Raw genomic sequence first — 24,183 nt, forward strand, 5'->3', positions numbered from 1 at the left:
GCGGCGGGTTGTCATCTGAGTTGGGGGCGCTGCTCAGGATTTCAAGGGCTCATCAATTTTGAAGTGCGCACGGGCGGTGGCGATCGGTTCGGCCTCGGTACTCTGCCACGCCGTGACCGCAACGTTGGCCACGCGCCGGCCCTGACGGCAGACCTGGCACCTGGCCCAGGTGTCGCGAAACTGCCCGGCGCGCAGGTAATCGAGGGAAAAATCGATGATCTTCGGCACACCCGGCGTGCCGGTAAATATCAGCAAATGCAGGGCTGCGGCCAGCTCCATGAAGCCGGCAATCACCCCGCCGTGGATCGCCGGCAATAAAGGGTTACCAATGTTGTCCTTGTTCGCCGGCAGCTTGAACAGCAACTCATCGCCGACTCGCGAGCACTCGATACCGATCAGCCCGGCGTAAGGGATCAATGCCAGCAGCGGCGCGTAATCGCCCTGCGCGTGGGCCTGTTGCAGCTGCTCCCTGAGATCGTTGCTCATTGGCTCGCTCCCTTGATCGCGCCCGCGAAACCCTTGCTGCCCTTCAGACCGATGCCCATGCGCATGAATGTGCCGACGACGTGGGCAATCGGTTGCTCGGGATCGTCCTGGTAGGCAAAACCCCGGGCAAAAATCACGTCGGTGGTAACGCGGTAGCACTGGGCGAAGCCATACACCGCTTTGTGCGGTTCGGCGGCGTGCATGTAGTCGATGCGCAGATCAAGAGTCGGGCAGACTTCGAACTCTGGCAGCACGCACAGGGTCGACATACCGCAAGCGGTGTCCATCAGCGAAGTGATGGCGCCGCCATGGATGACGCCGGTTTCGGGATTGCCGACGATTTTTTCGCTGTAAGGCAGGATCACTGTCAGCCCTTCGCTGGAGGCACTGTGCACGTGCAGGCCCAAGACCTGACAATGACGCAATGCCGATAAAAAGCGCGTCGCGCGCTCAAAAACGGGGTTTTCGGCCATGTGATAATTACTCGCGTTTGGGCCTTGTGCCAGTAGTGAGAAAAGCGGCAAAAGTTCCGTGATAAAACAAACTTATATATCTGAAACAATTGAGGAACTTAACCTGTAGCGCCGAGTTCTTAAGGCCAGTAGTTATTTTCCATAAGGAGATACACCCCATGCGTAAGACTTTAGCTATTGCCTTGATGTTGACCGCTTCCCTCGGTCTCGCTGCCTGCGATAAAAAATCCGAGGACAAAGCTCAAGATGCCAACCAACATGCTGAGCAAGCTCAGCAAGACATGAACAAAGCTCAGGATAAAGTGAACGACGCAGCAAAAGAAAACGCTGAAGCTGCCAAAGCTCAGGCTGAATCGAACGCCGCTGCTCAAGACGAAGCCGCCAAAAAGCAATAAGCTTTCTGGTGTGAAAAGAAAACCCGCCAAGTGCGGGTTTTCTTTTGCCTGCGATTTACCGTTTAGAGCAACACGGTTCTAAAAGTCGGACTAATCATCAGTAACAACGAACACACAAATCCAACTAGCCACGTCAGGCTACGCAACTTCGGCAGGTCGGCCAGATAGAACCACAGGTAGCAGATCCGCGAGATCACAAAGATGATCGCCAGCGCATCGATCAGCCAACCCGCGGTTTGCGTGGTGTGCGCCATCAGCACACCGACGGCGAACAGGATGAACGCTTCGATGCTGTTCTGATGGGCCGCCAGCGCCCTGGCGCCGAAGCCGGTCAACTGCGCCTGTTGCTGCCGGGGCAAGTGATTGTCATAACCGCCCTGCTCTTTCATGGCCTTGGCCACCGGCATGCGCGCCACGTAGATCAATAAAGCACTGATAAACACACACCAGAACGGAATACTCATCAAACAGCCTCTTTGTTTGCCTCAGGGACGGGCGCCTCTGTAGGGGTATAGACCATGACATCGAGAACGTCGGAATGAAACTCGCGGCGGTACAAAACCACCACGACACCGGCGCTCATGATCATGAACAGCCACGGGCTGACGAACCACGCCAACATGCTCATGCCGAAGTAATAAGAACGCAGGCCGAAGTTGAACTGGTTGGCCGCCATCGAAATCACCCGCGCCGCCCGTGAAGCGAAGGCCTTGCGTTCCTGCTCGGTCACCTGACGCTCACCAATCATAGGTGCCGAACCGACCAGAATCGCCGCAAAGTTGTATTGGCGCATGCACCAGCTGAAAGTGAAGAACGCATAGACGAATACCAGTGCCAGGCACAGCAACTTGATCTCCGACATGCCTTGCGACGCCTGCTGCACCATCGGAATATCCGCCAGCAGCGATACCGCCCGTTCCGACGCACCGAGCACGGTGAGAATACCGGCAAGGATGATAAGTGTGCTGGAAGCGAAGAACGACGCGTTTCGCTCCAGATTGCCGATCACACTGGCGTCGGCAATGCGGTTGTCACGCAGCAGCATGCGGCGCATCCAGTCTTCGCGGTACAGGTGCAACACGCTGGCCAGACAGGCTGTGTCGCGAGCCTTCCAGGTGGCATAACGGGTATACCCGCCCCAGCAGACGACAAACCAGACGGCGGCGAGCAAGTGGATCAGGTTGGCTTGGATGAACGACATGCAATTCCTTGTGAAATGTAAACGCTGTACACCTGTAGGAGTGAGCCTGCTCGCGATAGCGGTTTTTCATTCAATAGTGACGTGACTGACAAACCGCTATCGCGAGCAGGCTCACTCCTACATAAAAGCTAAGCAACCCTTCGACGTTAGCTCAGCAAAAAAGACACTGCCTCACGCGCATAAAAAATGCCCCGTATCGATTGATACGGGGCATTTCTGTTTAACCGGGCCCGACCCACTTGTGGCGGGTCAAACCACGTTACGCAGTGACTTCGCTGCGCTTGCCCAGCAGGCGATCGCAGACCACGGCGACCACCAGGGTCATCACGCACGGCACCAGCCACGCCAGCCCCTGCTCGCTCAGCGGCAAGTGGCTGAGCTGAGTTGGCATCCGGTCGGCCAGACCAGCGCCTTTCAGAGCATCGATGGTGCCGAACAGGAACGACACCAGCATCACCGGGCCAAGAATACGCCCGTGCTCATGCCAGAAATCCTTGCAGAAGCTCAGCGCCACCAGAACGATGCACGGCGGGTAGATCGCGGTGAGTACCGGAATCGAAAAGGCGATCAGTTTGGTCAGACCCAAGTTGGAGACCAGCAGCGAGAACGCCGCGAGGATGATCACCAGCGTCTTGTAGGACAGTGGCAGCACACGGCTGAAGTATTCAGCGCAGGCACAGGTCAGGCCGACCGCCGTGACCAGACACGCCAGCGAGATCAGCACCGCAAGGAAACCGCTGCCCAGCGAACCGAAGGTGTGCTGCACGTAGGCATGCAACACCGCCGCGCCGTTGGTGGCGCCGACCGCGACCTCATGGCTGCCGGAACCGAGGCGGAACAGGCTGACGTAGACCAGTGCCAGACCCACGCCGGCAATCAGCCCGGCGATGATCGCGTAACGAGTGATCAGCGCCGGCGACTCGACGCCACGGGAGCGGATCGCGTTAACGATAACAATGCCGAACACCAGTGCCCCGAGGGTATCCATGGTCAGGTAACCATTGATGAAACCCTGGGAGAACGGTGCCGCGACGTATTCCGGCGTGCCGTGACCGATGTCACCCGCCGGCAAGGCAAATGCAGCGATACCCAACACTGCCAGCGCGATGATTTTCAGCGGCGCGAGGAAGCGGCCAACGGTATCCAGCAAACGCCCAGGGTAGAGCGAAATGAAGAACACCAGCAGGAAGTACACCGAGCTGTATAGGAACAGCGCCAGCGGGCTTTCGCCGGTCAACGGCGCCAGACCCACTTCGAAGGATACGGTCGCGGTGCGCGGGGTGGCGAACAGCGGCCCCACGGCCAGATAGCACGCCGCCGCGAGGATACCGCCAGCGATCTTGCCGATCGGACTGCTCAACGCATCCATCGCGCCGCCGACCTTGGCCAGCGCCACAACGGTCACTACCGGCAAACCTACGGCAGTGATCAGAAAGCCCAGCGCGGCCATCCAGACGTGAGGTCCGGCCTGCAAGCCGACGATCGGCGGGAAAATGATGTTACCAGCCCCGACAAACAGGGCAAACGTCATAAAACCAAGTGCCAGGATGTCCTGACCTTTCAAAACTTTCATTAAGGTAATACCACACTACTGAAATCGGAATTTAGAGGGGGATTGCCCTGTTGGATTAGGGAAATGCTGTCGATCCGTATGGGACTGACCCTTAAAGCGCGTGGCTGCCTTGTGGGCGGCGGACGCAAAAATGGCTGCCAGCCTAACGAATTTGCCTGACAAACGCACTGTTGGAGGGCGAACTATCCGATACGCGACGTTTCAGTGTCGCGTTTACATAAGAAAAGCAGCTGCAAGCTACAAGTTTCAAGCTGCAAGCTTTTATCTTGCAGCTAGCCGCTTGAAGCTTGAAGCTGCCCTTAAACGACAAAGGCCACCCGAAGGTGGCCTTTGTTGCTGGAGCCAAAAAGTCAGCCGAAGCTTACTTCTTCACTTCCCAGCCAGTCAGCTCGGCCAGGGCCTTGCCGATGTCTGCCAGCGAACGCACGGTTTTTACGCCTGCGTCTTGCAGCGCAGCGAATTTCTCGTCTGCAGTGCCTTTGCCGCCAGAGATGATTGCGCCAGCATGGCCCATGCGCTTGCCCGGAGGAGCAGTCACACCAGCGATGTAGGAAACAACCGGTTTGGTCACGTTAGCCTTGATGTAGGCAGCCGCTTCTTCTTCAGCCGAACCGCCGATTTCGCCGATCATCACGATCGCTTCGGTCTTCGGGTCTTCCTGGAACAGCTTCAGGATATCGATGAAGTTCGAACCCGGGATAGGGTCACCACCGATGCCGACGCAAGTCGACTGACCGAAACCGGCGTCAGTGGTCTGCTTCACGGCTTCGTAGGTCAGGGTGCCGGAACGCGAAACGATACCGACCTTGCCTGGCAAGTGAATGTGACCTGGCATGATGCCGATCTTGCATTCGCCTGGGGTGATCACGCCTGGGCAGTTAGGGCCGATCAGGACTACGCCCAGCTCGTCGCACTTAACTTTGGCGTCCAGCATGTCCAGGGTAGGAATGCCTTCGGTGATGCAGACGATCAGCTTGATGCCGCCGAAGGCCGCTTCCAGGATCGAGTCCTTGCAGAACGGAGCCGGAACGTAGATCACGCTGGCGGTAGCGCCAGTGGCAGCTACTGCGTCTTTGACGGTGTTGAACACTGGCAGACCCAGGTGCTCGGTGCCGCCCTTGCCTGGAGTTACGCCACCAACCATCTTGGTGCCGTATTCGATGGCTTGCTGGGTGTGAAAACTACCTTGCGAACCGGTAATACCCTGGCAGATAACTTTGGTGTCTTTGTTGATCAGGACGCTCATTATTTGCCCTCCGCAGCTTTGACAACTTGTTGAGCAGCGTCGGTCAGGCTGGTTGCAGCGATGATGTTCAAACCGCTTTCTGCCAGTACTTTAGCGCCCAGCTCAGCGTTGTTGCCTTCAAGGCGAACAACAACCGGGATTTTCACGCCGACTTCTTTCACGGCGCCGATGATGCCTTCGGCAATCATGTCGCAGCGAACGATGCCGCCGAAGATGTTGACCAGTACTGCCGCGACGTTCTGGTCGGACAGGATGATCTTGAACGCTTCAGTAACGCGTTCCTTGGTAGCGCCACCACCTACGTCGAGGAAGTTGGCTGGCTTGCCGCCATGCAGGTTGACGATGTCCATGGTACCCATGGCCAGACCGGCACCGTTGACCATGCAGCCGATGTTGCCTTCCAGGGCTACGTAGTTCAGTTCGAACTTGGCAGCGTGCGCTTCGCGCGGATCGTCCTGCGACGGATCGTGGAAAGCCTTCAGCTTAGGCTGACGGTACATGGCGTTGGCGTCGATGTTGATCTTCGCGTCCAGGCAGTGCAGATCGCCGTCAGCCTTGATCACCAGCGGGTTCACTTCCAGCAGAGCCAGGTCGTGGTCTTTGAACAGCTTGGCCAGACCTACGAAGATCTTGGCGAACTGAGTGACCTGCTTGCCTTCCAGACCCAGCTGGAATGCCAGCTCGCGACCCTGGGATGGCTGAGCGCCAACCAGTGGATCGATAGTGGCCTTGAGAATTTTTTCTGGAGTGTCGTGAGCGATTTTCTCGATGTCCACGCCACCTTCGGTGGACGCCATGAACACGATGCGACGGCTCGAACGGTCAACGACAGCGCCCAGGTACAGCTCTTTAGCGATATCAGTGCACGATTCAACCAGGATCTTGGTGACTGGCTGGCCATTGGCGTCAGTCTGGTAAGTCACCAGACGCTTGCCCAGCCACTGCTGTGCGAAGGCTTTGGCGTCTTCTTTGCTGCGAACCAGCTTTACGCCGCCCGCTTTACCGCGACCACCGGCGTGAACCTGGGCTTTGACGACCCACTCGTTGCCGCCGATCTTGTCGCAAGCTTCTGCTGCTGCTTCCGGGGTGTCTACTGCGTAACCAGTGGAAACTGGCAGGCCGTATTCAGCGAACAGCTGCTTACCCTGATACTCGTGAAGATTCATGCTTTTTACCGTCTTCGTTAGGTACTGCGCATTCGGCGCTGCGCTCGTTTGAGTGCCGCGCCACCTGTGACTGCTGCTTGCGTAGCTGGGCTACGCAAGACTGCGTCCGGCGGACATTCCGCGGTGAGTCTTGCTCGCAAGGCTCACGACGGGCCGCTACCGCCGTGGTTTCTTATTGTGTGTCTTAACGCTTCTTGCGGTTGGCAATGTGAATGGCGCCGCCATTCACTGCCAGAGCAGCTTCGTGCAAGGCTTCGGACAGGGTCGGATGGGAGAAAACCATCATGCCCAGGTCTTCAGCGCTGGTGCCGAATTCCATACCGATCGCGCCCTGCTGAACCAGTTCTGCAGCGCTCGGGCCAATCACGTGCACGCCCAATACGCGGTCGGTCTTGGCATCGGCGATGACCTTGACGAAACCACCGGTATCGTTAGCAGCCATGGCACGGCCGGAAGCGGCGAACGGGAAGGTGCCGACGTTGACTTCAACGCCTTCGGCCTTCAGCGCCTGCTCGGTTTTGCCAACCCACGCGATTTCCGGGTGAGTATAAATAACCGAAGGGATCAAATCATAGTTCATCTGAGCCTTGTGGCCCTTGATGCGCTCGACAACCATGATGCCTTCTTCCGAAGCCTTGTGGGCCAGCATCATGCCGCGAACCACGTCACCGATGGCGAAGACGCCCGGTACAGCTGTGACGCAATGGTCATCAACGGCAATGAAACCGCGCTCGTCGATTTCCACACCGCAGTCGGCAGACAGCAGATCAGTGGTCACCGGACGGCGACCAACGGCTACGATCAGCTTGTCGAAAGTGATGGTCTGTTCGCCGTTGGCATCGGTGTAGTTGACGACGACTTCTTCGCCGTTGACTTTCGAACCGGTAACGCGAGCGCCCAGCTTGATGTCCAGGCCCTGTTTGGTCAGGGTTTTCAGCGCTTCCTTGGAAACAGCGGTGTCGGCTGCCATCAGGAAAGTGTCCAGAGCTTCCAGAACCACCACTTCCGAACCCAGACGCGACCACACCGAACCCAATTCCAGACCGATAACGCCAGCGCCGATCACGCCCAGACGTTTAGGAACGGACTGGAATTCCAGCGCGCCAGTCGAATCGACGATGACTTTCTGGTCAACCGGAGCTGGTGGAATGTCGATCGGACGCGAACCTGGCGCGAGGATGACGTTTTCCGCTTCGATGACTTCAACCGAACCGTCCGGCTTGGTGACTTCGACTTTCTTGCCGGCCAGCAGCTTGCCGTGGCCCTGGATCGAAGTAACGCCGTTGGCCTTGAACAGGGTGGCAACGCCGCCGGTCAGGTTCTTGACGATGCCAGCCTTGCGGCCAACCATCGCAGCGACGTCCATTTTGACTTCGCCGGTCGAGATACCGTGAACGTTGAAGCTTTCTTTCGCTTCCTTGTATTTCCAGGAGCTGTCGAGCAGCGCCTTGGAAGGAATGCAACCTACGTTCAGGCAGGTACCGCCCAGGGCTTGCTTGCCCTCTGCGTCGGTGTACTTCTCGATGCAGGCAGTGGTCAGGCCCAACTGGGCAGCCTTGATGGCCGCTACATAGCCACCAGGGCCGGCACCGATCACTACTACGTCAAATTTCTGCGACATTCAAAAAATCCTCTTTAGCAATAAAGCTACAAGCCGCAAGCTTCGAGCTGCAAGCCTAACCGCTCGTCTTGAGCTTGAGGCTTGTAGCTGAAAGCTTGCAGCTGCTTTTTAGATATCCAGCAACAGACGAGCCGGATCTTCCAGCAGGTTCTTGATGGTCACCAGGAAGGTCACAGCTTCTTTGCCATCGATCAGGCGGTGATCGTAGGACAGTGCCAGGTACATCATCGGACGGATCACGACCTGACCGTTGATGGCCATCGGACGCTGGATGATGTTGTGCATGCCCAGAATCGCTGCCTGCGGCGGGTTGACGATTGGTGTCGACATCATCGACCCGAAGGTACCACCGTTGGTGATGGTGAAGGTACCACCGGTCATCTCGTCCATCGACAGTTTGCCGTCACGGGCTTTCTTGCCAAATGTTGCGATGCCGCCTTCGATTTCAGCCAGGCTCATCAGCTCGGCGTTACGCAGAACCGGTACCACCAGGCCACGGTCGCTGGAAACGGCAACGCCGATGTCCGCATAGCCGTGGTAAACGATGTCGCCGCCGTCGATCGACGCGTTGACAGCCGGGAAGCGTTTCAGCGCTTCGGTGGCCGCTTTCACGAAGAACGACATGAAGCCCAGGCGTACGCCGTTGTGGGACTTCTCGAACAGGTCCTTGTACTTCGAACGCAGCGCCATGACTTCAGTCATGTCGACTTCGTTGAACGTGGTCAGCATCGCCATGTTCGACTGGGCTTCAACCAGACGCTTGGCCACGGTGGCACGTACGCGAGTCATCGGTACGCGCTTCTCGATACGGTCGCCAGCGGCGAACACCGGAGCGGCGGCCGAAGGAGCAGCAGCCTTGGCAGGCGCGGCAGCCGGAGCGGCTTTCTTCGCAGCAACAGCTGCAACCACGTCTTCCTTGGTCACACGACCACCCTTGCCGGTGCCGGCAACGGAAGCGATGTTGATGCCGTTCTCTTCAGCCAGCTTGCGTGCAGCTGGTGCTGCGATCGGATCATCTTCGCCGTCGGCAGCCGGAGCGTCAGCGGCAGCAGCAGCCGGAGCAGCAGCGGCGGCTGGAGCAGCGGCAGCAGCGCCGCCCTCTTCGATCGAGCCCAGAACCTGGTTCGACAGAACGGTAGCGCCCTCTTCGGCAACGATTGCGCCCAGCACGCCGTCCGCTTCAGCCAACACTTCGAGCACGACTTTGTCGGTTTCGATGTCGACGATCAGATCGTCACGCTTGACGGCCTCACCTGGTTTCTTGTGCCAGGTGGCAACGGTGCCATCGGCAACCGATTCCGGGAATGACGGGGCTTTGATTTCGATAGCCATTATCTGTGGGTCCTTAAAATTCGGTTTCAGTCAGCGCGAAGGCGTTAAACAGTGAAAGCATCTTGCAGCAGTTTTTCCTGCTGCTCGGCGTGCATCGATGCGTAACCACAAGCTGGCGCAGCCGAAGCCTCACGGCCTGCGTACTCAAGTACGAGAGTCTTGTCGAGGTTGGCGATGCTGCGACGCAAGTGATGCTGGCTGCAGTACCAGGCACCCTGGTTCATCGGCTCTTCCTGACACCAAACGGCGTGTTTGACGTTGGTGTATGGAGCCAGGACTTCTTTCAAGTCGTCCTCAGGGAACGGATACAGCTGCTCGATACGCACGATGGCGATATCTTCGCGGCCTTCGGCACGGCGTTTTTCCAGCAGGTCGTAGTAGACCTTGCCGCTGCACAGAACCACGCGCTCGACCTTTTTCGGGTCCAGTGCATCGATTTCCGGGATCACGGTCTGGAACGAACCTTCGGCCAGATCTTCCAGCGTCGAGATGGCCAGCTTGTGGCGCAGCAGCGACTTCGGCGTCAGCACGACCAGCGGCTTGCGCAGCGGACGAATCACCTGACGACGCAGCAAGTGGTAGATCTGTGCCGGCGTGGTCGGCATGCACACCTGAATGTTGTGCTCGGCGCACAGCTGCAGGTAGCGCTCAAGACGTGCCGAGCTGTGCTCAGGGCCCTGACCTTCGTAACCGTGTGGCAGCAACATGGTCAGACCGCAGAGACGGCCCCACTTGTGCTCGCCGCTGGTGATGAACTGGTCGATCACGACCTGTGCACCGTTGGCGAAGTCGCCGAACTGGGCTTCCCAGATCACCAGCGCGTTTGGCGTGGTGGTCGAGTAACCGTATTCGAATGCCAGTACCGCTTCTTCCGAGAGGAACGAGTCGTACAGGTCGAAGCGTGGCTGACCGTCGTACAGGTTCTGCAGCGGAATGTAGGTGCCCGCGTCTTTCTGGTTGTGCAGCACAGCGTGACGGTGCGAGAACGTACCGCGGCCGATGTCCTGACCGGTCATGCGAATCGGGTGACCTTCGAACGCCAGGGTCGCGTACGCCATGGTTTCGGCGTAACCCCAGTTGATCGGCAGGCCGCCGGCTTGCATCTTCTGACGGTCTTCGTAAATCTTCGCGACCTGACGCTGAACCACGAAGCCTTCCGGAATCTCCAGCAGCTTGGCGGACAGTTCTTGCAGGGTCTTGAGATCGAAACGCGTGTCGTGACGCGCAGTCCAGGCGTGGCCCAGGTACGGACGCCAGTCGACGAACAGCTCTTTGTTCGGCTCTTTGACCAGCGATTTCACCACGTGCAGACCGTTGTCCAGCGCGTTGCGGTATTCGTCGACCTTGGCCTGAACACGTTCAGCATCGAGCACACCGGCCTGGGTCAGGCGTTCAGCGTACAGCTCGCGGGTGGTGCGCTGCTTGGTGATCTGCTGATACATCAGAGGCTGGGTGCCGCTTGGCTCGTCGGCCTCGTTGTGGCCGCGACGACGGTAGCAGACCAGATCGATCACCACGTCACGCTTGAACTGCATGCGGTAGTCGATGGCCAGCTGGGTCACGAACAGCACGGCTTCCGGATCATCACCATTCACATGGAGGATCGGCGCCTGGATCATCTTCGCAACGTCGGTGGCGTACTCGGTGGAACGCGAGTCCAGCGGGTTGCTGATGGTGAAACCAACCTGGTTGTTGATCACGATGTGCACGGTACCGCCGGTCTTGAAACCGCGGGTCTGCGACATCTGGAAGGTTTCCATGACCACGCCCTGACCGGCGAATGCCGCGTCACCGTGGATGGAGATCGGCAGTACCTTCTCACCGGTCAGGTCGTTGCGACGGTCCTGACGGGCGCGCACCGAACCCTCGACCACCGGGGAAACGATTTCCAGGTGGGATGGGTTGAACGCCATGGCCAGGTGAACTTCACCGCCGGTGGTCATCACGTTGGACGAGAAGCCCTGGTGATATTTAACGTCACCGGAACCGAGCTCGACCTTCTTCTTGCCTTCGAACTCGTCGAACAGCTCGCGCGGGTTCTTGCCGAAGGTGTTGACCAGCACGTTCAGACGGCCACGGTGGGCCATGCCGATGACGACTTCCTTGGTGCCGTACGAGCCGGAACGCTGGATCAGTTCGTCGAGCATCGGAATCAGGCTTTCGCCGCCTTCCAGACCGAAACGCTTGGTGCCCGGGTATTTGGTGCCCAGGTATTTTTCCAGGCCTTCACCGGCAGTCACGCGCTCAAGCAGGTGGCTCTTGATGTCGGCGGAGTACGTCGGACGGCCACGCACGCTTTCCAGACGCTGCTGGAACCACTGGCGCTGCTCGGAATCGGTGATGTGCGTGAATTCAGCGCCGATGGTGCGGCAATATGTCTGCTGCAACGCTTCGTGAATTTCGCGTAGGCTCGCTTCCTCTTTGCCGATGAACAGGTCGCCGGCACGGAAGGTCGTATCAAGATCGGCATTGGTCAAGCCGTAATGATTGATCGACAGGTCTGCAGGTGCAGGACGCTGCCACAGCCCCAGCGGGTCAAGCTGGGCTGCCTGGTGGCCACGCATACGGTAGGCCTGGATCAATCGCAGCACTTCAACTTGCTTCTTCTCGTGCTCACTGCTCACGCTGCCGGCGGAAACCGGTTGGGCGCGGCGCTGGTTCTTTGCCAGCAGCACGAAATGATCGCGAATCGTCGAGTGCGAAACATCAGTGGCAGAGTTGCCGTCGGCCGGCAACTTCTGAAAGTAGGTGCGCCACTCTTCTGGCACAGCGTTAGGGTCGTGCAGGTAGAGCTCATAAAGCTCTTCCACATAGGCAGCGTTTCCACCTGAAAGGTAGGCGCTGTTCCACATGCGCTGCATCACGCTTTCTTGCATGCTTGGTCACCCTCGGTTAGGGGAACACCATCGGTGTCGACACCGAGCAAACTTGCAGAAGTCCGAATGCAGCGACTAAAACAAGCCACCTAGGATCACACTGATAGTCCGGGTACCAGCCCGGATGCCCCTGCTTGTCTCATTTCTTCAAAAGAAGAGCTGCAGCTTATGGCTACTGCTCTGGTTATAGCCATGACGCGGGTTGAAGCCCGCGCCACAGCCTGTACGGTGCAACGGTTACAGCAGCTGAATCACACGCCGCTCGAAAGCAGCATGTTACGGATGTGACCGATGGCCTTAGTCGGGTTCAGGCCTTTCGGACATACGTTGACGCAGTTCATGATGCCCCGGCAGCGGAAAACGCTGAACGGGTCGTCAAGCGAAGCCAGACGTTCGCTGGTCTTGGTGTCGCGGCTGTCTGCCAGGAAGCGGTAGGCTTGCAGCAGTGCAGCTGGACCCAGGAACTTGTCCGGGTTCCACCAGAAGGACGGGCAAGAGGTCGAGCAGCAGGCGCACAGGATGCACTCGTACAGACCGTCGAGCTTTTCACGCTCTTCTGGCGACTGCAGACGCTCGATGGCCGGAGCCGGCGTGTCGTTCTGCAGGTAAGGCTTCACCTTCTCGTATTGCTTGTAGAAGATGCTCATATCGACGACCAGGTCACGGATAACCGGCAAACCTGGCAGCGGACGAACGATCAGCTTGTTGCCTTTTACAACGGCAGACAGCGGCGTGATGCAGGCCAGACCGTTCTTGCCGTTGATGTTCATGCCGTCGGAGCCGCAGACGCCTTCACGGCAGGAGCGACGATAGGAGAAACCTTCGTCCTGCTCTTTGATCAGGGCCAGCACGTCCAGCACCATCAGGTCTTTACCACCGGTATCGACCTGGAAATCCTGCATGAACGGCGCAGCGTCCTGATCAGGGTTGTAGCGATAAACACTGACTTGCAACATGGCGGTCACCCTTAATAAGTCCGGACTTTAGGTTCGAAAGTCGGAACAGTCTTCGGCGAGAAGTTCACGGCACGCTTGGTGACGCGCTTGTCACCCGGGAAGTACAGGGTGTGGCACAGCCAGTTTTCGTCATCACGGTCTTCGAAGTCTTCACGGGCGTGAGCGCCGCGGGACTCTTTACGTACTTCGGCCGCGATGGCGGTAGCTTCAGCCACTTCCAGCAGGTTTTGCAGTTCCAGCGCTTCGATACGTGCAGTGTTGAACGCCTGCGACTTATCGTTGATCTTCACGTTGGCGATACGCTTGCGCAGATCGGCCAGCTGAGCGATGCCCTTCTGCATGTATTCGCCGGTACGGAATACACCGAAGTAGTTCTGCATGCAGCTTTGCAGCTCGCGACGCAGGGTGGCGACGTCTTCACCGTCGGTACGGTTGTTCAGCGCGTTCAGACGCGACAGTGCAGCTTCGATGTCGGACTCGGTAGCGTCGTCGTATTCGATGCCATCGGTCAACGCCTTTTCCAGGTGCAGGCCGGCAGCGCGACCGAATACCACCAGGTCGAGCAGCGAGTTGCCGCCCAGACGGTTCGCACCGTGAACCGATACGCAAGCCACTTCGCCTACCGCGAACAGACCAGGAATGATCTGGTCCTGACCTTCGGCGTTCTGGGTGATCGCCTGGCCATGAATGTTGGTGGCAACGCCGCCCATCATGTAGTGGCAGGTCGGCACAACCGGAACCGGAGCAACGACCGGGTCAACGTGGGCGAAAGTCTTCGACAGTTCGCAGATGCCTGGCAGACGGCTGTGCAGCACTTCCTCGCCCAGGTGGTCGAGTTTGAGCATCACGTGGTCGCCATTCGGACCGCAACCGTTGCCAGCGATGATTTCCTTGACCATCGAACGGGCAACCACATCACGACCAGCCAGGTCTTTCGCGTTCGGAGCATAACGCTCCATGAAACGCTCGCCGTGCTTGTTGATCAGGTAACCACCTTCACCACGGCAACCTTCGGTAACCAGTACACCGGCGCCGGCGATGCCGGTCGGGTGGAACTGCCACATTTCGATGTCTTGTACCGGCACGCCAGCACGCAGAGCCATGCCGACGCCGTCACCGGTGTTGATCAGGGCGTTGGTGGTGGACGCGTAGATACGGCCTGCACCGCCAGTGGCCAGAACGGTGGCCTTGGCACGGATGTAGGAGGTTTCACCGGTTTCGATGCAAATCGCGATCACACCGACGAATTCGCCTTCCTGGTTTTTCACCAGATCAACAGCGTAGTACTCGTTGAGGAACGTGGTGCCGGCTTTCAGGTTGCCCTGATAAAGCGTGTGCAGCAGCGCGTGACCGGTACGGTCGGATGCAGCGCAAGTACGTGCAGCCTGACCGCCCTTGCCGTAGTCCTTGGACTGGCCACCGAACGGACGCTGATAGATGCGGCCTTGCTCGGTACGCGAGAACGGCAGACCCATGTGGTCCAGCTCGAAAACAGCGGCCGGGCCTTCCTGACACATGTATTCGATAGCGTCCTGGTCACCGATGTAGTCGGAACCCTTGACGGTATCGTACATGTGCCAGCGCCAGTCATCGTTCGGGTCGGCGGAAGCGATGGCGCAGGTGATGCCACCCTGTGCGGATACAGTGTGCGAGCGGGTCGGGAAAACCTTGGTGATCACCGCAGTCTTGTGGCCGCCCTGTGCCAGCTGCAGCGCAGCGCGCATGCCGGCACCGCCACCACCAATAATGATGGCGTCGAAAGAAATCGTTGGAATGTTAGCCATGAATCAGATACCCCAGAGAATCTGCACACCCCAGACGAAGTAAGCGAACATCGCAACGCCGCATACTGCCTGGAAAAGGAAACGTATCGCCGTTGCGGACTTGCCGAACGCCATTGGCGTCAGGTAGTCGGTCGCGATGGTCCACATGCCGACCCAGGCGTGAGCGCCCAGAGCAACAAGGGCCAGCAGGCTGAAAATACGCATTCCGTTGTGAGCGAACAGTTCATGCCACTGGGCATACTCGAGGCCAGGATTGGCGACGATGTATCCGATCAGAAAGATGAAGTAAGCCGCGAGAACGACCGCAGACACACGCTGTGCCATCCAGTCATAGAGGCCCGAACGCGACAGGTTAGTGACGTTAGTTACCATATCCAGACTCCTGCCAGAACGATTACCACCACGGAAACGGCGATAACGATTTTCGAGCCCAGCTTGCCGCCTTCCAGCGTCTCACCGATGCCCATGTCCATGATCAAGTGGCGCACACCGGCTACCAGGTGATACAGCAGAGCGGACAGGATGCCCCAAATCACTAGCTTGGCTAGCGGACTGGTCAGACACGCTTTCACCTGACCGAAGCCTTCCTCGGAGCTCAGCGACTTGTCCAATGCGTAAAGCATGATGGCAAGGCACACGAAGAGGATGACACCGGAGATACGGTGAAGAATGGACGTGTAAGCAGTGACTGGGAGTTTGATGGTCCTTAGGTCTAGGTTTACAGGTCGTTGGCTTTTCACGGCTTTTTTTTCACACTGAAGAGCCCCTAACAATCAGGGCAAAGTTGTTGGGGAGTGCACTGGTCAGGTAACCACCACCCAGGGATGCGACCCCCAATGAAAGCAAGCCCAAAAGCCCTTGGCGGTCGGTGGCCGAGTATAGACAGTTAGGCTACTAATGACAACGCGTTCACCTACCCCCAATAGCGGATTGCACAAGTTGCATAAAAGGCGTAAATGGCAGGCAATTTCGAGGAAAAAGTCGGCTTAAAGCCTTCTGGAGCAAGACTTTAGGCAAATTGACATTCGAATTTATCTCACTATAGTGGTGCGGGCCCTGCGTGGGGGGTCTGTCTGATGGTTCAAGCATAAATAGGAGGCCACATGGCTGACAAAAAAGCGCAGTTGATCATCGAGGGCGCAGCCCCCGTCGAGCTGCCCATTTTAACCGGCACCGTTGGTCCCGATGTAATCGATGTTCGGGGCCTGACGGCCACGGGCCGCTTCACTTTCGACCCGGGTTTCATGTCGACCGCTTCGTGCGAATCGAAAATCACCTATATCGACGGCGACAACGGCATTCTGTTGCACCGCGGCTACCCGATCGAACAGCTGGCTGAAAAGTCGGACTACCTGGAAACCTGCTACCTGCTGCTCAACGGCGAACTGCCGACCGCAGAACAGAAGGCCCAGTTCGTCAGCACCGTGAAGAACCACACCATGGTTCACGAGCAGCTGAAAACCTTCTTCAACGGTTTCCGTCGCGACGCCCATCCGATGGCCGTCATGTGCGGTGTAGTCGGCGCCCTCTCGGCCTTCTACCACGACTCCCTGGACATCAATAACCCGCAGCATCGTGAAATCTCCGCGATCCGTCTGGTTGCGAAGATGCCGACCCTGGCAGCGATGGTTTACAAGTACTCCATGGGCCAACCCATGATGTACCCGCGCAACGACCTGACGTACGCGGAAAACTTCCTGCACATGATGTTCAACACCCCGTGCGAGATCAAACCGATCAGCCCGGTACTCGCCAAGGCCATGGACCGGATCTTCATCCTCCACGCCGACCACGAGCAGAACGCTTCGACCTCCACCGTGCGCCTGGCCGGCTCTTCGGGTGCCAACCCGTTCGCCTGTATCGCCGCCGGTATCGCCGCACTGTGGGGCCCTGCCCACGGCGGTGCGAACGAAGCCGTGTTGACCATGCTCGACGAGATTGGCGATGTGTCGAACATCGACAAGTTCATCGCCAAGGCCAAGGACAAGAACGATTCGTTCAAGCTGATGGGCTTCGGTCACCGCGTCTACAAGAACCGCGACCCTCGCGCGACTGTCATGAAGCAGACCTGCGACGAAGTGCTGAAGGAACTGGGCATCAACAACGATCCGCAACTCGAACTGGCCATGCGCCTGGAAGAGATCGCCCTGACCGACCCGTACTTCATCGAACGCTCGCTGTACCCGAACGTCGACTTCTACTCGGGGATCATCCTCAAGGCGATCGGCATTCCGACCAGCATGTTCACGGTGATTTTCGCCCTGGCACGTACTGTGGGCTGGATCTCGCACTGGAAGGAAATGCTCTCGAGCCCTTACAAGATTGGCCGTCCGCGCCAGCTGTACACCGGTTACGAGTCGCGTGACATCACCAAGCTGGAAGATCGCAAATAAGGGTTTTTCCTTTTTTGTGATGGTTTAGTGGTGTGTCAGGAACGGCCTCTTATATAGAGGCCGTTTTTGTTTGGTTTGCCCTCCAGAATTCTGAGCATATCCGTTGCTGCGGTAACGGCTTCTTATGGTTTCGCTCTTACAGCGAGTTACCTTTTCCAAACGCCGAAAAGGTAACCCAAAAGGCTTTGCCCCGGCGTACGGCCCGCTCGCTGAGGCTCGGGGTTCCTTCGTTACGGGACCGATCCGGGCGCAGCGGCTACGGTTGGCTTCGCTGCACCTACACTCGCTGTGTACGACTGCGTCGTACGGTCGCTGCGCTCCCACCCTCGGATCGATCCCGTAACGAAGCCTGCCGAAGGGGCAAAAGAGCCAGAGCCAGAGCAAGAGCAAGAGCAAGAGCAAGAGCAAGAGCAAGAGCAAGAGCAAGAGCAAGAGCAAGAGCAAGAGCAAGAGCAAAAGCAAAAGCAAAAGCAAAAGCAAAAGCCAGGTCAAAAGATCGCAGCCTTCGGCAGCTCCTACAATTGGATTGGGTACACCCTCAAAAAACAGGTCGGCTGACAGGCCGCCTTCGCGAGCAGGCTCGCTCCCACAGAAAAGCAAAGCAGCGCAGTCGCCCGCGGCGAAGCCGCACCACTCAACAATGAGCGCAAGCTCGAGTGCTCTTGATCTTGATCCACCGGCGACGTCGGAAGGCTGAGTGGAGGGATTGATCCGGGCGTGGGAGCGCAGCGACCGTCTGGCGCAGCCAGACACAGCGGAAGGAGGTGCAGCGAAGCAAACCGTAGCCGCTGCGCCAGGATCAGTCCCGGAGCGAAGGAACCCGAGCCTGCGAGGGCCGAACGTAGGAGCAAGCGTTTTTTTGCTTACTTTTTTTAGGCGTTTGTAAAAAAAGTGAGTCGCCGTAAGGGCGAAACCGTAAAAAGCCGTTACCGCAGCAACGGATATTCACACCAGATCCACCGATAACCGCCCACAAAAAAAACGCCCCAATCTCTCAACCAGGGCGTTTTCTTAAAGCTTGAAGCTTGAAGCTTGAAGCTTGCAACTCACATCTGATCTCTTAGTGCGAAACCGCCCCACTCGCCCCCAACCCGGTCTGCGAACGCACAAACTGCGGGAAGAACAGCGCCCGCTCGTTATCCGCAGCCGCCGACTTGTCAGTGATCGAGAAGAACCAGATCCCGATAAAGGCAATGATCATCGAGAACAGCGCCGGATACTCGTAAGGGAAGATCGCCTTCTCGTGATGCAGAATCTGCACCCAGATGGTCGGGCCGAGGATCATCAGGCCCACGGCACTGATCAGACCCAGCCAGCCGCCAATCATCGCGCCACGAGTGGTCAGCTTCTTCCAGTACATCGAAAGCAGCAGCACAGGGAAGTTGCAGCTCGCCGCGATGGAGAACGCCAGGCCGACCATGAACGCAATGTTCTGGCTTTCGAACAGAATGCCCAGACCAATCGCCAGCACCGCCAAGGCGATGGTGGTGATCTTCGACACGCGAATCTCATCCTTCTCGTTGGCCTTGCCCTTCTTGATCACACTGGCGTACAGGTCGTGCGAGACCGCCGAAGCACCGGCCAGGGTCAGACCGGCCACCACTGCCAGAATGGTCGCGAACGCCACCGCCGAGATGAAGCCGAGGAAGATGCTGCCGCCGACCGCGTTGGCCAGGTGCACCGCCGCCATGTTGTTGCCGCCGAGCAAGGCGCCCGCTGCATCCTTGAAGGCCGGGTTGGTGCTGACCAGCAGGATCGCGCCGAAGCCGATGATGAAGGTCAGGATGTAGAAGTAGCCAATGAAACCGGTAGCGTACAGCACGCTCTTGCGCGCTTCTTTTGCGTCACTCACGGTGAAGAAGCGCATCAGAATGTGTGGCAGGCCAGCGGTACCGAACATCAGCGCCAGACCCAGCGAGAATGCCGAGATCGGATCCTTGACCAGCCCGCCCGGGCTCATGATCGCTTCGCCCTTGGCGTGCACCTTGATCGCTTCGGAGAACAGCGTGTTGAAGTCAAAGCCCACGTGCTTCATTACCATCAGTGCCATGAACGAGGCACCGGACAGCAGCAGCACTGCCTTGATGATCTGCACCCAAGTGGTCGCGAGCATACCGCCGAACAGCACGTACATGCACATCAGCACACCGACCAGAATCACCGCAACGTGGTAATCGAGGCCGAACAGCAGCTGGATCAGCTTGCCGGCACCGACCATTTGCGCGATCAGGTAGAACGCCACCACCACCAGCGAACCGCAGGCCGACAGCGTGCGAATCTGGGTTTGCCCGAGGCGGTAGGACGCCACGTCGGCAAAGGTGTATTTACCCAGGTTACGCAGGCGCTCGGCGATCAGGAACAGAATGATCGGCCAGCCGACGAGGAAGCCGATCGAGTAGATCAGGCCGTCGTAGCCTGAGGTGAACACCAGCGCGGAAATCCCCAGGAAGGACGCCGCCGACATGTAGTCGCCAGCAATCGCCAGGCCGTTCTGGAAACCGGTGATCTTGCCGCCCGCCGCGTAATAGTCGGCGGCCGAGTTGTTTTTCTTCGAGGCCCAGTAGGTGATGTACAGCGTCGCGCCAACGAAGGCCACGAACATCAGGATCGCCGGGATGTTCAGCGGTTGCTTGGCCACCGCACCGGTCAGGGCGTCAGCCGCCCAGGCGCCAGGTGCGAATGCCGCAATGCTCAGAAGAGCCAGTAGACGCCGGATCATTGCTGAGCCTCCTTGAGAATCGCATTGTTCAGGTCGTCGAACTCGCCATTGGCGCGGCGCACGTAGATGCCGGTCAGGACGAAGGCCGAAATGATCAGGCCGACACCGATCGGGATGCCCCAGGTGATTGACGATTCAGGACTGAGTTTCGCCCCGAGCACATGCGGCCCGTATGCGATCAGCAGAATGAATGCGGAGTACAGCCCAAGCATGATTGCCGAGAGAATCCAGGCGAATCGTTCCCTTTTCTGAACCAGCTCCTTGAATCGGGGACTGTTTTGAATCGAGAGGTAAATGCTGTCGTTCATTGTTTTTATCCTCGCAGCACAGATTATTGTTGGAACGTAGCTAATGTATGCGGCTGCGAGAGAGGTTCCAGACGACCTTAGTAGTAGATGGCCATGATGTATTCGCCATTTTCAAGCACATACAAAAACAACTGTGGGAGCGAGCCTGCTCGCGAAGGCGTCGTATCAGTCGATATTGCATCAACTGACAGATTGCTTTCGCGAGCAGGCTCGCTCCCACAGGTGCGTGGCGGTGTTGAAATTATTTGGTCCAGTCAGCTACACGATCCGGGTGTTTCGCCACCCAGTCCTTGGCCGCTGCATCAGGCTTGGCACCGTCCTGAATCGCCAGCATGACCTCGCCGATTTCGTCTTTCGACGCCCACTGGAAGTTTTTCAGGAACTTGGCCACTTCCGGCGCCTTGGCTTCGAGGCCTTTGCTGCCGATGCTGTTGACGGTTTCAGCCTCGCCGTACACGCCTTTCGGGTCGTCGAGGAAGCGCAGTTTCCACTTGGCGAACATCCAGTGCGGCACCCAACCGGTGACGGCGATGGATTCGTTTTTCTTCTCGGCGCGGGTCAGCTCGGCAATCATGCCGGCGCCGGAACTGGCCTTGAGGCTGTACTTGTCCAGACCATAATCCTTGATCGCCTGATCGGTCTTGAGCATTACGCCTGAACCGGCATCGATACCGACAATGCGGTTTTTGAAGCTGTCGTCGGTTTTCAGGTCTTCGATCGATTTGGCTTTGACGTACTCCGGCACGATCAGGCCGATTTTCGCGTCCTTGAAGTTCGGGCCGTAATCGACGACCTGATCCTTGTTTTTCGTCCAGTAATCGCCGTGGGTCACTGGCAGCCAGGCCGAGAGCATCGCGTCGAGTTTGCCGGTGGCCACGCCCTGCCACATGATCCCGGTGGCGACGGCTTGCAGTTTCACGTCGTAACCGAGTTTCTGTTTGATCACCTCGGCTGCCACGTGGGTGGTCGCGACGCTGTCGGACCAGCCGTCAACGTAACCGATGTTCAGGGTCTGTTTTTCAGCGTTGGCGAAAGTGGAACTCATCGCAAGCACCAGAGCGGCACCTGCGCCTAAAAGTCGTCGCATCTTCATCGTTTACTTCCCCGAAATGCTGCGCCCGACGGATGCCGGGCATCGTCAACGTATTGTTATGGTGCACAGCGCCCCCATCACGCCGGACCTCACACACCGAACATCAGCCGATTTTTCAAAAAGGGTACTGATGGTTTGATCATCAACCTCAAGCGGCCGGCGACCTGCTCTGTCAGCGACCTCAAGACGCCGAGAAACGACATCAGAAAGCCATTAATCAAGCGAGATTAATTGACGCCAGGCAATCCGCCCGAACTTTGCATGTACAACGCCTGCAAGCCACCTGCCCTTCCATAAATGCAGGTAACATGCGTCGCTTTGCAGCCACTCGGCCTGACCATGTCCGCGACGTCCCGATTTCCTTTTTTGCCCTATCTGTTCGCCTGCCTGCTCGGGCTCCTGGCCCTTGGTGGTTTTTGGTACGGCCTCGGCCAACCGGTGATCCTGCCCGACGCTGCAACGCCGACGCACAAGCTGCAATGCGCCTCCTACACACCGTTCGACAAGGACCAATCGCCGTTCGACGTGCCGTTCAAATTGCGCCCCGAGCGCATGGACGCCGACCTCGCACTGCTGGCGACGCGCTTTGAATGCATCCGCACCTACTCGATGACCGGCCTCGACGCCCTGCCCGATCTGGCGCGCAAGCACGGTCTGAAGTTGATGATCGGCGCCTGGGTCAACAGCAACCCCGTGGATACCGAGCAGGAAGTCGACCTGCTGATCAAATCGGCCAATGCCAACCCCGACGTTGTTACGGCGGTGATCGTCGGCAACGAAGCACTGCTGCGTAAAGAGGTTACCGGCGCGCAACTGGCACGGCTGATCAACAAGGTCAAAAGCCAGGTCAAGCAACCGGTGACTTACGCCGATGTCTGGGAATTCTGGCTAAAGCACCCGGAAATCGCCCCAGCCGTGGATTTCCTGACCATTCACTTGCTGCCGTACTGGGAAGACGATCCATCGAACATCGACGTGGCGCTGCGGCATGTGGCGGATGTGCGCCAGGTGTTCGGCAACAAATTCGCGCCCAAAGACGTGATGATTGGCGAAACCGGCTGGCCGAGCGAAGGCCGTCAGCGTGAAACAGCCGTACCGAGCCGAGTCAACGAGGCGAAATTCATTCGTGGATTTGTGGCGATGGCCGAGCAGGAAGGCTGGCGCTACAACCTGATCGAAGCCTTCGATCAACCGTGGAAGCGCGGCAGTGAAGGCGCGGTCGGCGGTTATTGGGGGCTGTTCGATGCCGATCGCCAGGACAAGGGCGTGCTCGCCGGGCCGGTGAGCAATGTGCCGTACTGGAAAGAGTGGCTGGCGGTTGGCGCCGTGATTTTCCTCGGCACGTTAGTGGTTGGTGGGCGCGTGCGCACCATACGCTCGGCGCTTGTGCTGCCACTGCTGGGCGCTGTCGCGGCGTGCTCGATTGCCGCTTGGGGCGATCTGGCTCGATTGACCACACGATTTGCCGGTGAATGGCTGTGGGTCGCCTTGCTGACCGGGTTGAATCTGTTGGTGCTCGCGCATGCCGCGCTGACGTTAAGCGCACGTACCGGTTGGCGCGCGCGAGCATTCGATTTCCTCGAGCGTCGCGCCGGCTGGCTGGTCGCGGCGGCCGGTTTTGCTGCGGCGGTGATGATGCTGGAAATGGTCTTCGATCCGCGCTATCGCAGTTTCGCCAGCATGGCGTTCGTGCTGCCGGCACTGGTCTACCTGTGCCGCCCGGTGAGCGTGCCGCGTCGGGAGATTGCGCTGCTGACCTTTATCATCGGCGCGGGGATTGCGCCGCAGTTGTGTCAGGAAGGGTTGCTGAATCAGCAGGCCTGGGGTTGGGCGCTGGTCAGTGGCTTGATGGTGGTGGCGTTGTGGCGATGCCTGCGGGTTCGCAAGGCCTGATTTCAGCGCCTTCGAAATCGCTATCGCTGGCAAGCCAGCTCCCACAGGATTTCTGCTGCACACAAATGTTGTGTTCACCTCAATACCTGTGGGAGCGGGCTTGCCCGCGATGACTGTCAGGCGCTGCGGGACTCGCGGACCAGGCGCAACCCGGCAATCACCACCGCAAACACCGCCAACGTCGTGTTGTACAACGCCAATGCCGGCAGGCCGAACACCAGCGCCAGCACCGCCAGCCACCACCCTGCCCGTCCCGGCACGACTAACGCCAATACCGCCGCGCCCACCGCCGCCCAGCCCAACACCTTGAAATGAATCATCAGCCCGAGGTTCGAGCGCACTACGCATTCCCAGCGGCTGGCCTCGTCGACACAGATGCCCACCCACTGCCCGTTTTCCATGAAGCCATAGCGCGCGGCATAACTGGCGGCCAGCCATAAAGGCAACAAAACGAGCAGCACAATCACGGGCAAGCGGCGGGACATGGAGCACTCCAATCTGCGGAAATCGGCGGCCAGCTTAATCTGCCGACCGGCATTCGCAAGCACTAACAACTGTTAACTGTTCAGCGAGCCCTCGCAACGTGTATCGTCCAGCTACTATTACCCCGAATTCCGCCTGTTTGGTGCCGCAGCATGGCACTTTGGCGCACGGCCGGTGGTCATAGC

22 protein-coding genes are annotated in these 24,183 nt (G+C 58.4%); 4 read left to right on the plus strand and 18 right to left on the minus strand.

Annotated features, from left to right (window positions below; all coding sequences use genetic code 11):
- Positions 1–33: 33 nt before the first annotated feature.
- Both ACMYUN_RS06555 and ACMYUN_RS06560 read right to left on the minus strand, forming a co-directional pair.
- Complete coding sequence (locus ACMYUN_RS06555; RefSeq protein ID WP_016773686.1) at positions 34–486, minus strand: PaaI family thioesterase; 453 nt, start codon at positions 484–486, stop codon at positions 34–36.
- The gene (locus ACMYUN_RS06560) at positions 483–959 is read right to left on the minus strand and encodes a PaaI family thioesterase (RefSeq protein WP_129999274.1); all 477 of its coding nucleotides are present in this window, start codon (positions 957–959) and stop codon (positions 483–485) included. The genes ACMYUN_RS06555 and ACMYUN_RS06560 overlap by 4 nt, the downstream gene beginning before the upstream one ends.
- A gap of 158 nt (positions 960–1,117) precedes the next feature.
- Here ACMYUN_RS06560 and ACMYUN_RS06565 point away from each other — a divergent pair, with 158 nt between their 5' ends.
- Positions 1,118–1,354: a hypothetical protein gene (locus tag ACMYUN_RS06565; protein WP_008082962.1), complete on the plus strand. Its 237-nt coding sequence runs from the start codon at positions 1,118–1,120 to the stop codon at positions 1,352–1,354.
- Between the two features lie 62 nt (positions 1,355–1,416).
- Here the strand turns inward: ACMYUN_RS06565 and ACMYUN_RS06570 are convergent, their stop codons facing one another.
- From ACMYUN_RS06570 to sdhC, 12 genes are all read right to left on the minus strand, one after another.
- Complete coding sequence (locus ACMYUN_RS06570) at positions 1,417–1,818, minus strand: MAPEG family protein (protein ID WP_415763292.1); 402 nt, start codon at positions 1,816–1,818, stop codon at positions 1,417–1,419.
- Complete coding sequence (locus ACMYUN_RS06575; RefSeq protein WP_415763293.1) at positions 1,818–2,555, minus strand: DUF599 domain-containing protein; 738 nt, start codon at positions 2,553–2,555, stop codon at positions 1,818–1,820. Before ACMYUN_RS06575 ends, ACMYUN_RS06570 begins: the two co-directional genes overlap by 1 nt.
- Before the next feature lie 259 nt (positions 2,556–2,814).
- Positions 2,815–4,128 carry a branched-chain amino acid transport system II carrier protein gene (gene brnQ, locus ACMYUN_RS06580; protein WP_039763657.1) on the minus strand — a complete coding sequence of 438 codons (1,314 nt, stop codon included), beginning with the start codon at positions 4,126–4,128 and terminating at the stop codon, positions 2,815–2,817.
- A 361-nt stretch (positions 4,129–4,489) separates the two neighbouring features.
- Positions 4,490–5,374 (minus strand): succinate--CoA ligase subunit alpha, encoded by an 885-nt coding sequence (gene sucD, locus ACMYUN_RS06585; RefSeq protein WP_016773680.1) that lies wholly within the window; start codon positions 5,372–5,374, stop codon positions 4,490–4,492.
- On the minus strand, positions 5,374–6,540 hold the full coding sequence (gene sucC, locus ACMYUN_RS06590) for an ADP-forming succinate--CoA ligase subunit beta (protein ID WP_016773679.1): 1,167 nt from the start codon (positions 6,538–6,540) through the stop codon (positions 5,374–5,376). The genes sucD and sucC overlap by 1 nt, the downstream gene beginning before the upstream one ends.
- A 184-nt stretch (positions 6,541–6,724) precedes the next feature.
- Entirely contained in the window at positions 6,725–8,161 is a 1,437-nt protein-coding gene (gene lpdA / locus ACMYUN_RS06595) for a dihydrolipoyl dehydrogenase (RefSeq protein ID WP_042607587.1), read from the minus strand.
- A gap of 108 nt (positions 8,162–8,269) precedes the next feature.
- Positions 8,270–9,493: a 2-oxoglutarate dehydrogenase complex dihydrolipoyllysine-residue succinyltransferase gene (gene odhB, locus ACMYUN_RS06600; RefSeq protein ID WP_415763294.1), complete on the minus strand. Its 1,224-nt coding sequence runs from the start codon at positions 9,491–9,493 to the stop codon at positions 8,270–8,272.
- A 44-nt stretch (positions 9,494–9,537) separates the two neighbouring features.
- The gene (locus ACMYUN_RS06605) at positions 9,538–12,369 is read right to left on the minus strand and encodes a 2-oxoglutarate dehydrogenase E1 component (protein WP_042607586.1); all 2,832 of its coding nucleotides are present in this window, start codon (positions 12,367–12,369) and stop codon (positions 9,538–9,540) included.
- 251 nt (positions 12,370–12,620) lie between these two features.
- Positions 12,621–13,325, minus strand: a complete 705-nt coding sequence (locus ACMYUN_RS06610; RefSeq protein WP_016773675.1) for a succinate dehydrogenase iron-sulfur subunit — start codon at positions 13,323–13,325, stop codon at positions 12,621–12,623.
- Between the two features lie 11 nt (positions 13,326–13,336).
- Complete coding sequence (gene sdhA, locus ACMYUN_RS06615) at positions 13,337–15,109, minus strand: succinate dehydrogenase flavoprotein subunit (RefSeq protein ID WP_024012149.1); 1,773 nt, start codon at positions 15,107–15,109, stop codon at positions 13,337–13,339.
- A 3-nt stretch (positions 15,110–15,112) separates the two neighbouring features.
- Positions 15,113–15,481: a succinate dehydrogenase, hydrophobic membrane anchor protein gene (gene sdhD, locus ACMYUN_RS06620; protein WP_008049683.1), complete on the minus strand. Its 369-nt coding sequence runs from the start codon at positions 15,479–15,481 to the stop codon at positions 15,113–15,115.
- Positions 15,475–15,849: a succinate dehydrogenase, cytochrome b556 subunit gene (gene sdhC / locus ACMYUN_RS06625; protein ID WP_016773673.1), complete on the minus strand. Its 375-nt coding sequence runs from the start codon at positions 15,847–15,849 to the stop codon at positions 15,475–15,477. The genes sdhD and sdhC overlap by 7 nt, the downstream gene beginning before the upstream one ends.
- 363 nt (positions 15,850–16,212) lie before the next feature.
- Between sdhC and gltA the strand changes: the two genes are divergently transcribed.
- Together gltA and ACMYUN_RS06635 are read left to right on the plus strand one after the other, a co-directional pair.
- Complete coding sequence (gene gltA / locus ACMYUN_RS06630) at positions 16,213–17,502, plus strand: citrate synthase (RefSeq protein ID WP_039763648.1); 1,290 nt, start codon at positions 16,213–16,215, stop codon at positions 17,500–17,502.
- A 288-nt stretch (positions 17,503–17,790) separates the two neighbouring features.
- On the plus strand, positions 17,791–18,060 hold the full coding sequence (locus ACMYUN_RS06635) for a hypothetical protein (RefSeq protein ID WP_415763295.1): 270 nt from the start codon (positions 17,791–17,793) through the stop codon (positions 18,058–18,060).
- A gap of 502 nt (positions 18,061–18,562) precedes the next feature.
- Here the strand turns inward: ACMYUN_RS06635 and ACMYUN_RS06640 are convergent.
- The 3 genes from ACMYUN_RS06640 to ACMYUN_RS06650 all read right to left on the minus strand — a co-directional run bounded on the left by ACMYUN_RS06640 (position 18,563) and on the right by ACMYUN_RS06650 (position 21,622).
- Positions 18,563–20,221 carry a cation acetate symporter gene (locus ACMYUN_RS06640; protein ID WP_039763646.1) on the minus strand — a complete coding sequence of 553 codons (1,659 nt, stop codon included), beginning with the start codon at positions 20,219–20,221 and terminating at the stop codon, positions 18,563–18,565.
- The gene (locus ACMYUN_RS06645) at positions 20,218–20,529 is read right to left on the minus strand and encodes a DUF485 domain-containing protein (RefSeq protein ID WP_016771016.1); all 312 of its coding nucleotides are present in this window, start codon (positions 20,527–20,529) and stop codon (positions 20,218–20,220) included. Before ACMYUN_RS06645 ends, ACMYUN_RS06640 begins: the two co-directional genes overlap by 4 nt.
- A 241-nt stretch (positions 20,530–20,770) precedes the next feature.
- Positions 20,771–21,622: a glycine betaine ABC transporter substrate-binding protein gene (locus tag ACMYUN_RS06650; protein ID WP_129999063.1), complete on the minus strand. Its 852-nt coding sequence runs from the start codon at positions 21,620–21,622 to the stop codon at positions 20,771–20,773.
- A 297-nt stretch (positions 21,623–21,919) separates the two neighbouring features.
- Between ACMYUN_RS06650 and ACMYUN_RS06655 the strand changes: the two genes are divergently transcribed.
- A complete protein-coding gene (locus ACMYUN_RS06655) occupies positions 21,920–23,515 on the plus strand; it encodes a beta (1-6) glucans synthase (RefSeq protein WP_415763296.1) in 1,596 nt (531 codons plus the stop codon).
- Positions 23,516–23,631: 116 nt separating this feature from the next.
- On the opposite strand, the gene ACMYUN_RS06660 is transcribed toward ACMYUN_RS06655, so the two are convergent.
- Positions 23,632–24,000, minus strand: coding sequence for a hypothetical protein (locus tag ACMYUN_RS06660; RefSeq protein ID WP_415763297.1), 369 nt, complete (start codon positions 23,998–24,000; stop codon positions 23,632–23,634).
- Between the last annotated feature and the right edge of the window lie 183 nt (positions 24,001–24,183).

The organism is Pseudomonas sp. CP4, assembly GCF_047758505.1.
In the GTDB taxonomy this organism is placed as follows: Bacteria; Pseudomonadota; Gammaproteobacteria; order Pseudomonadales; family Pseudomonadaceae; genus Aquipseudomonas; species Aquipseudomonas fluorescens_AO.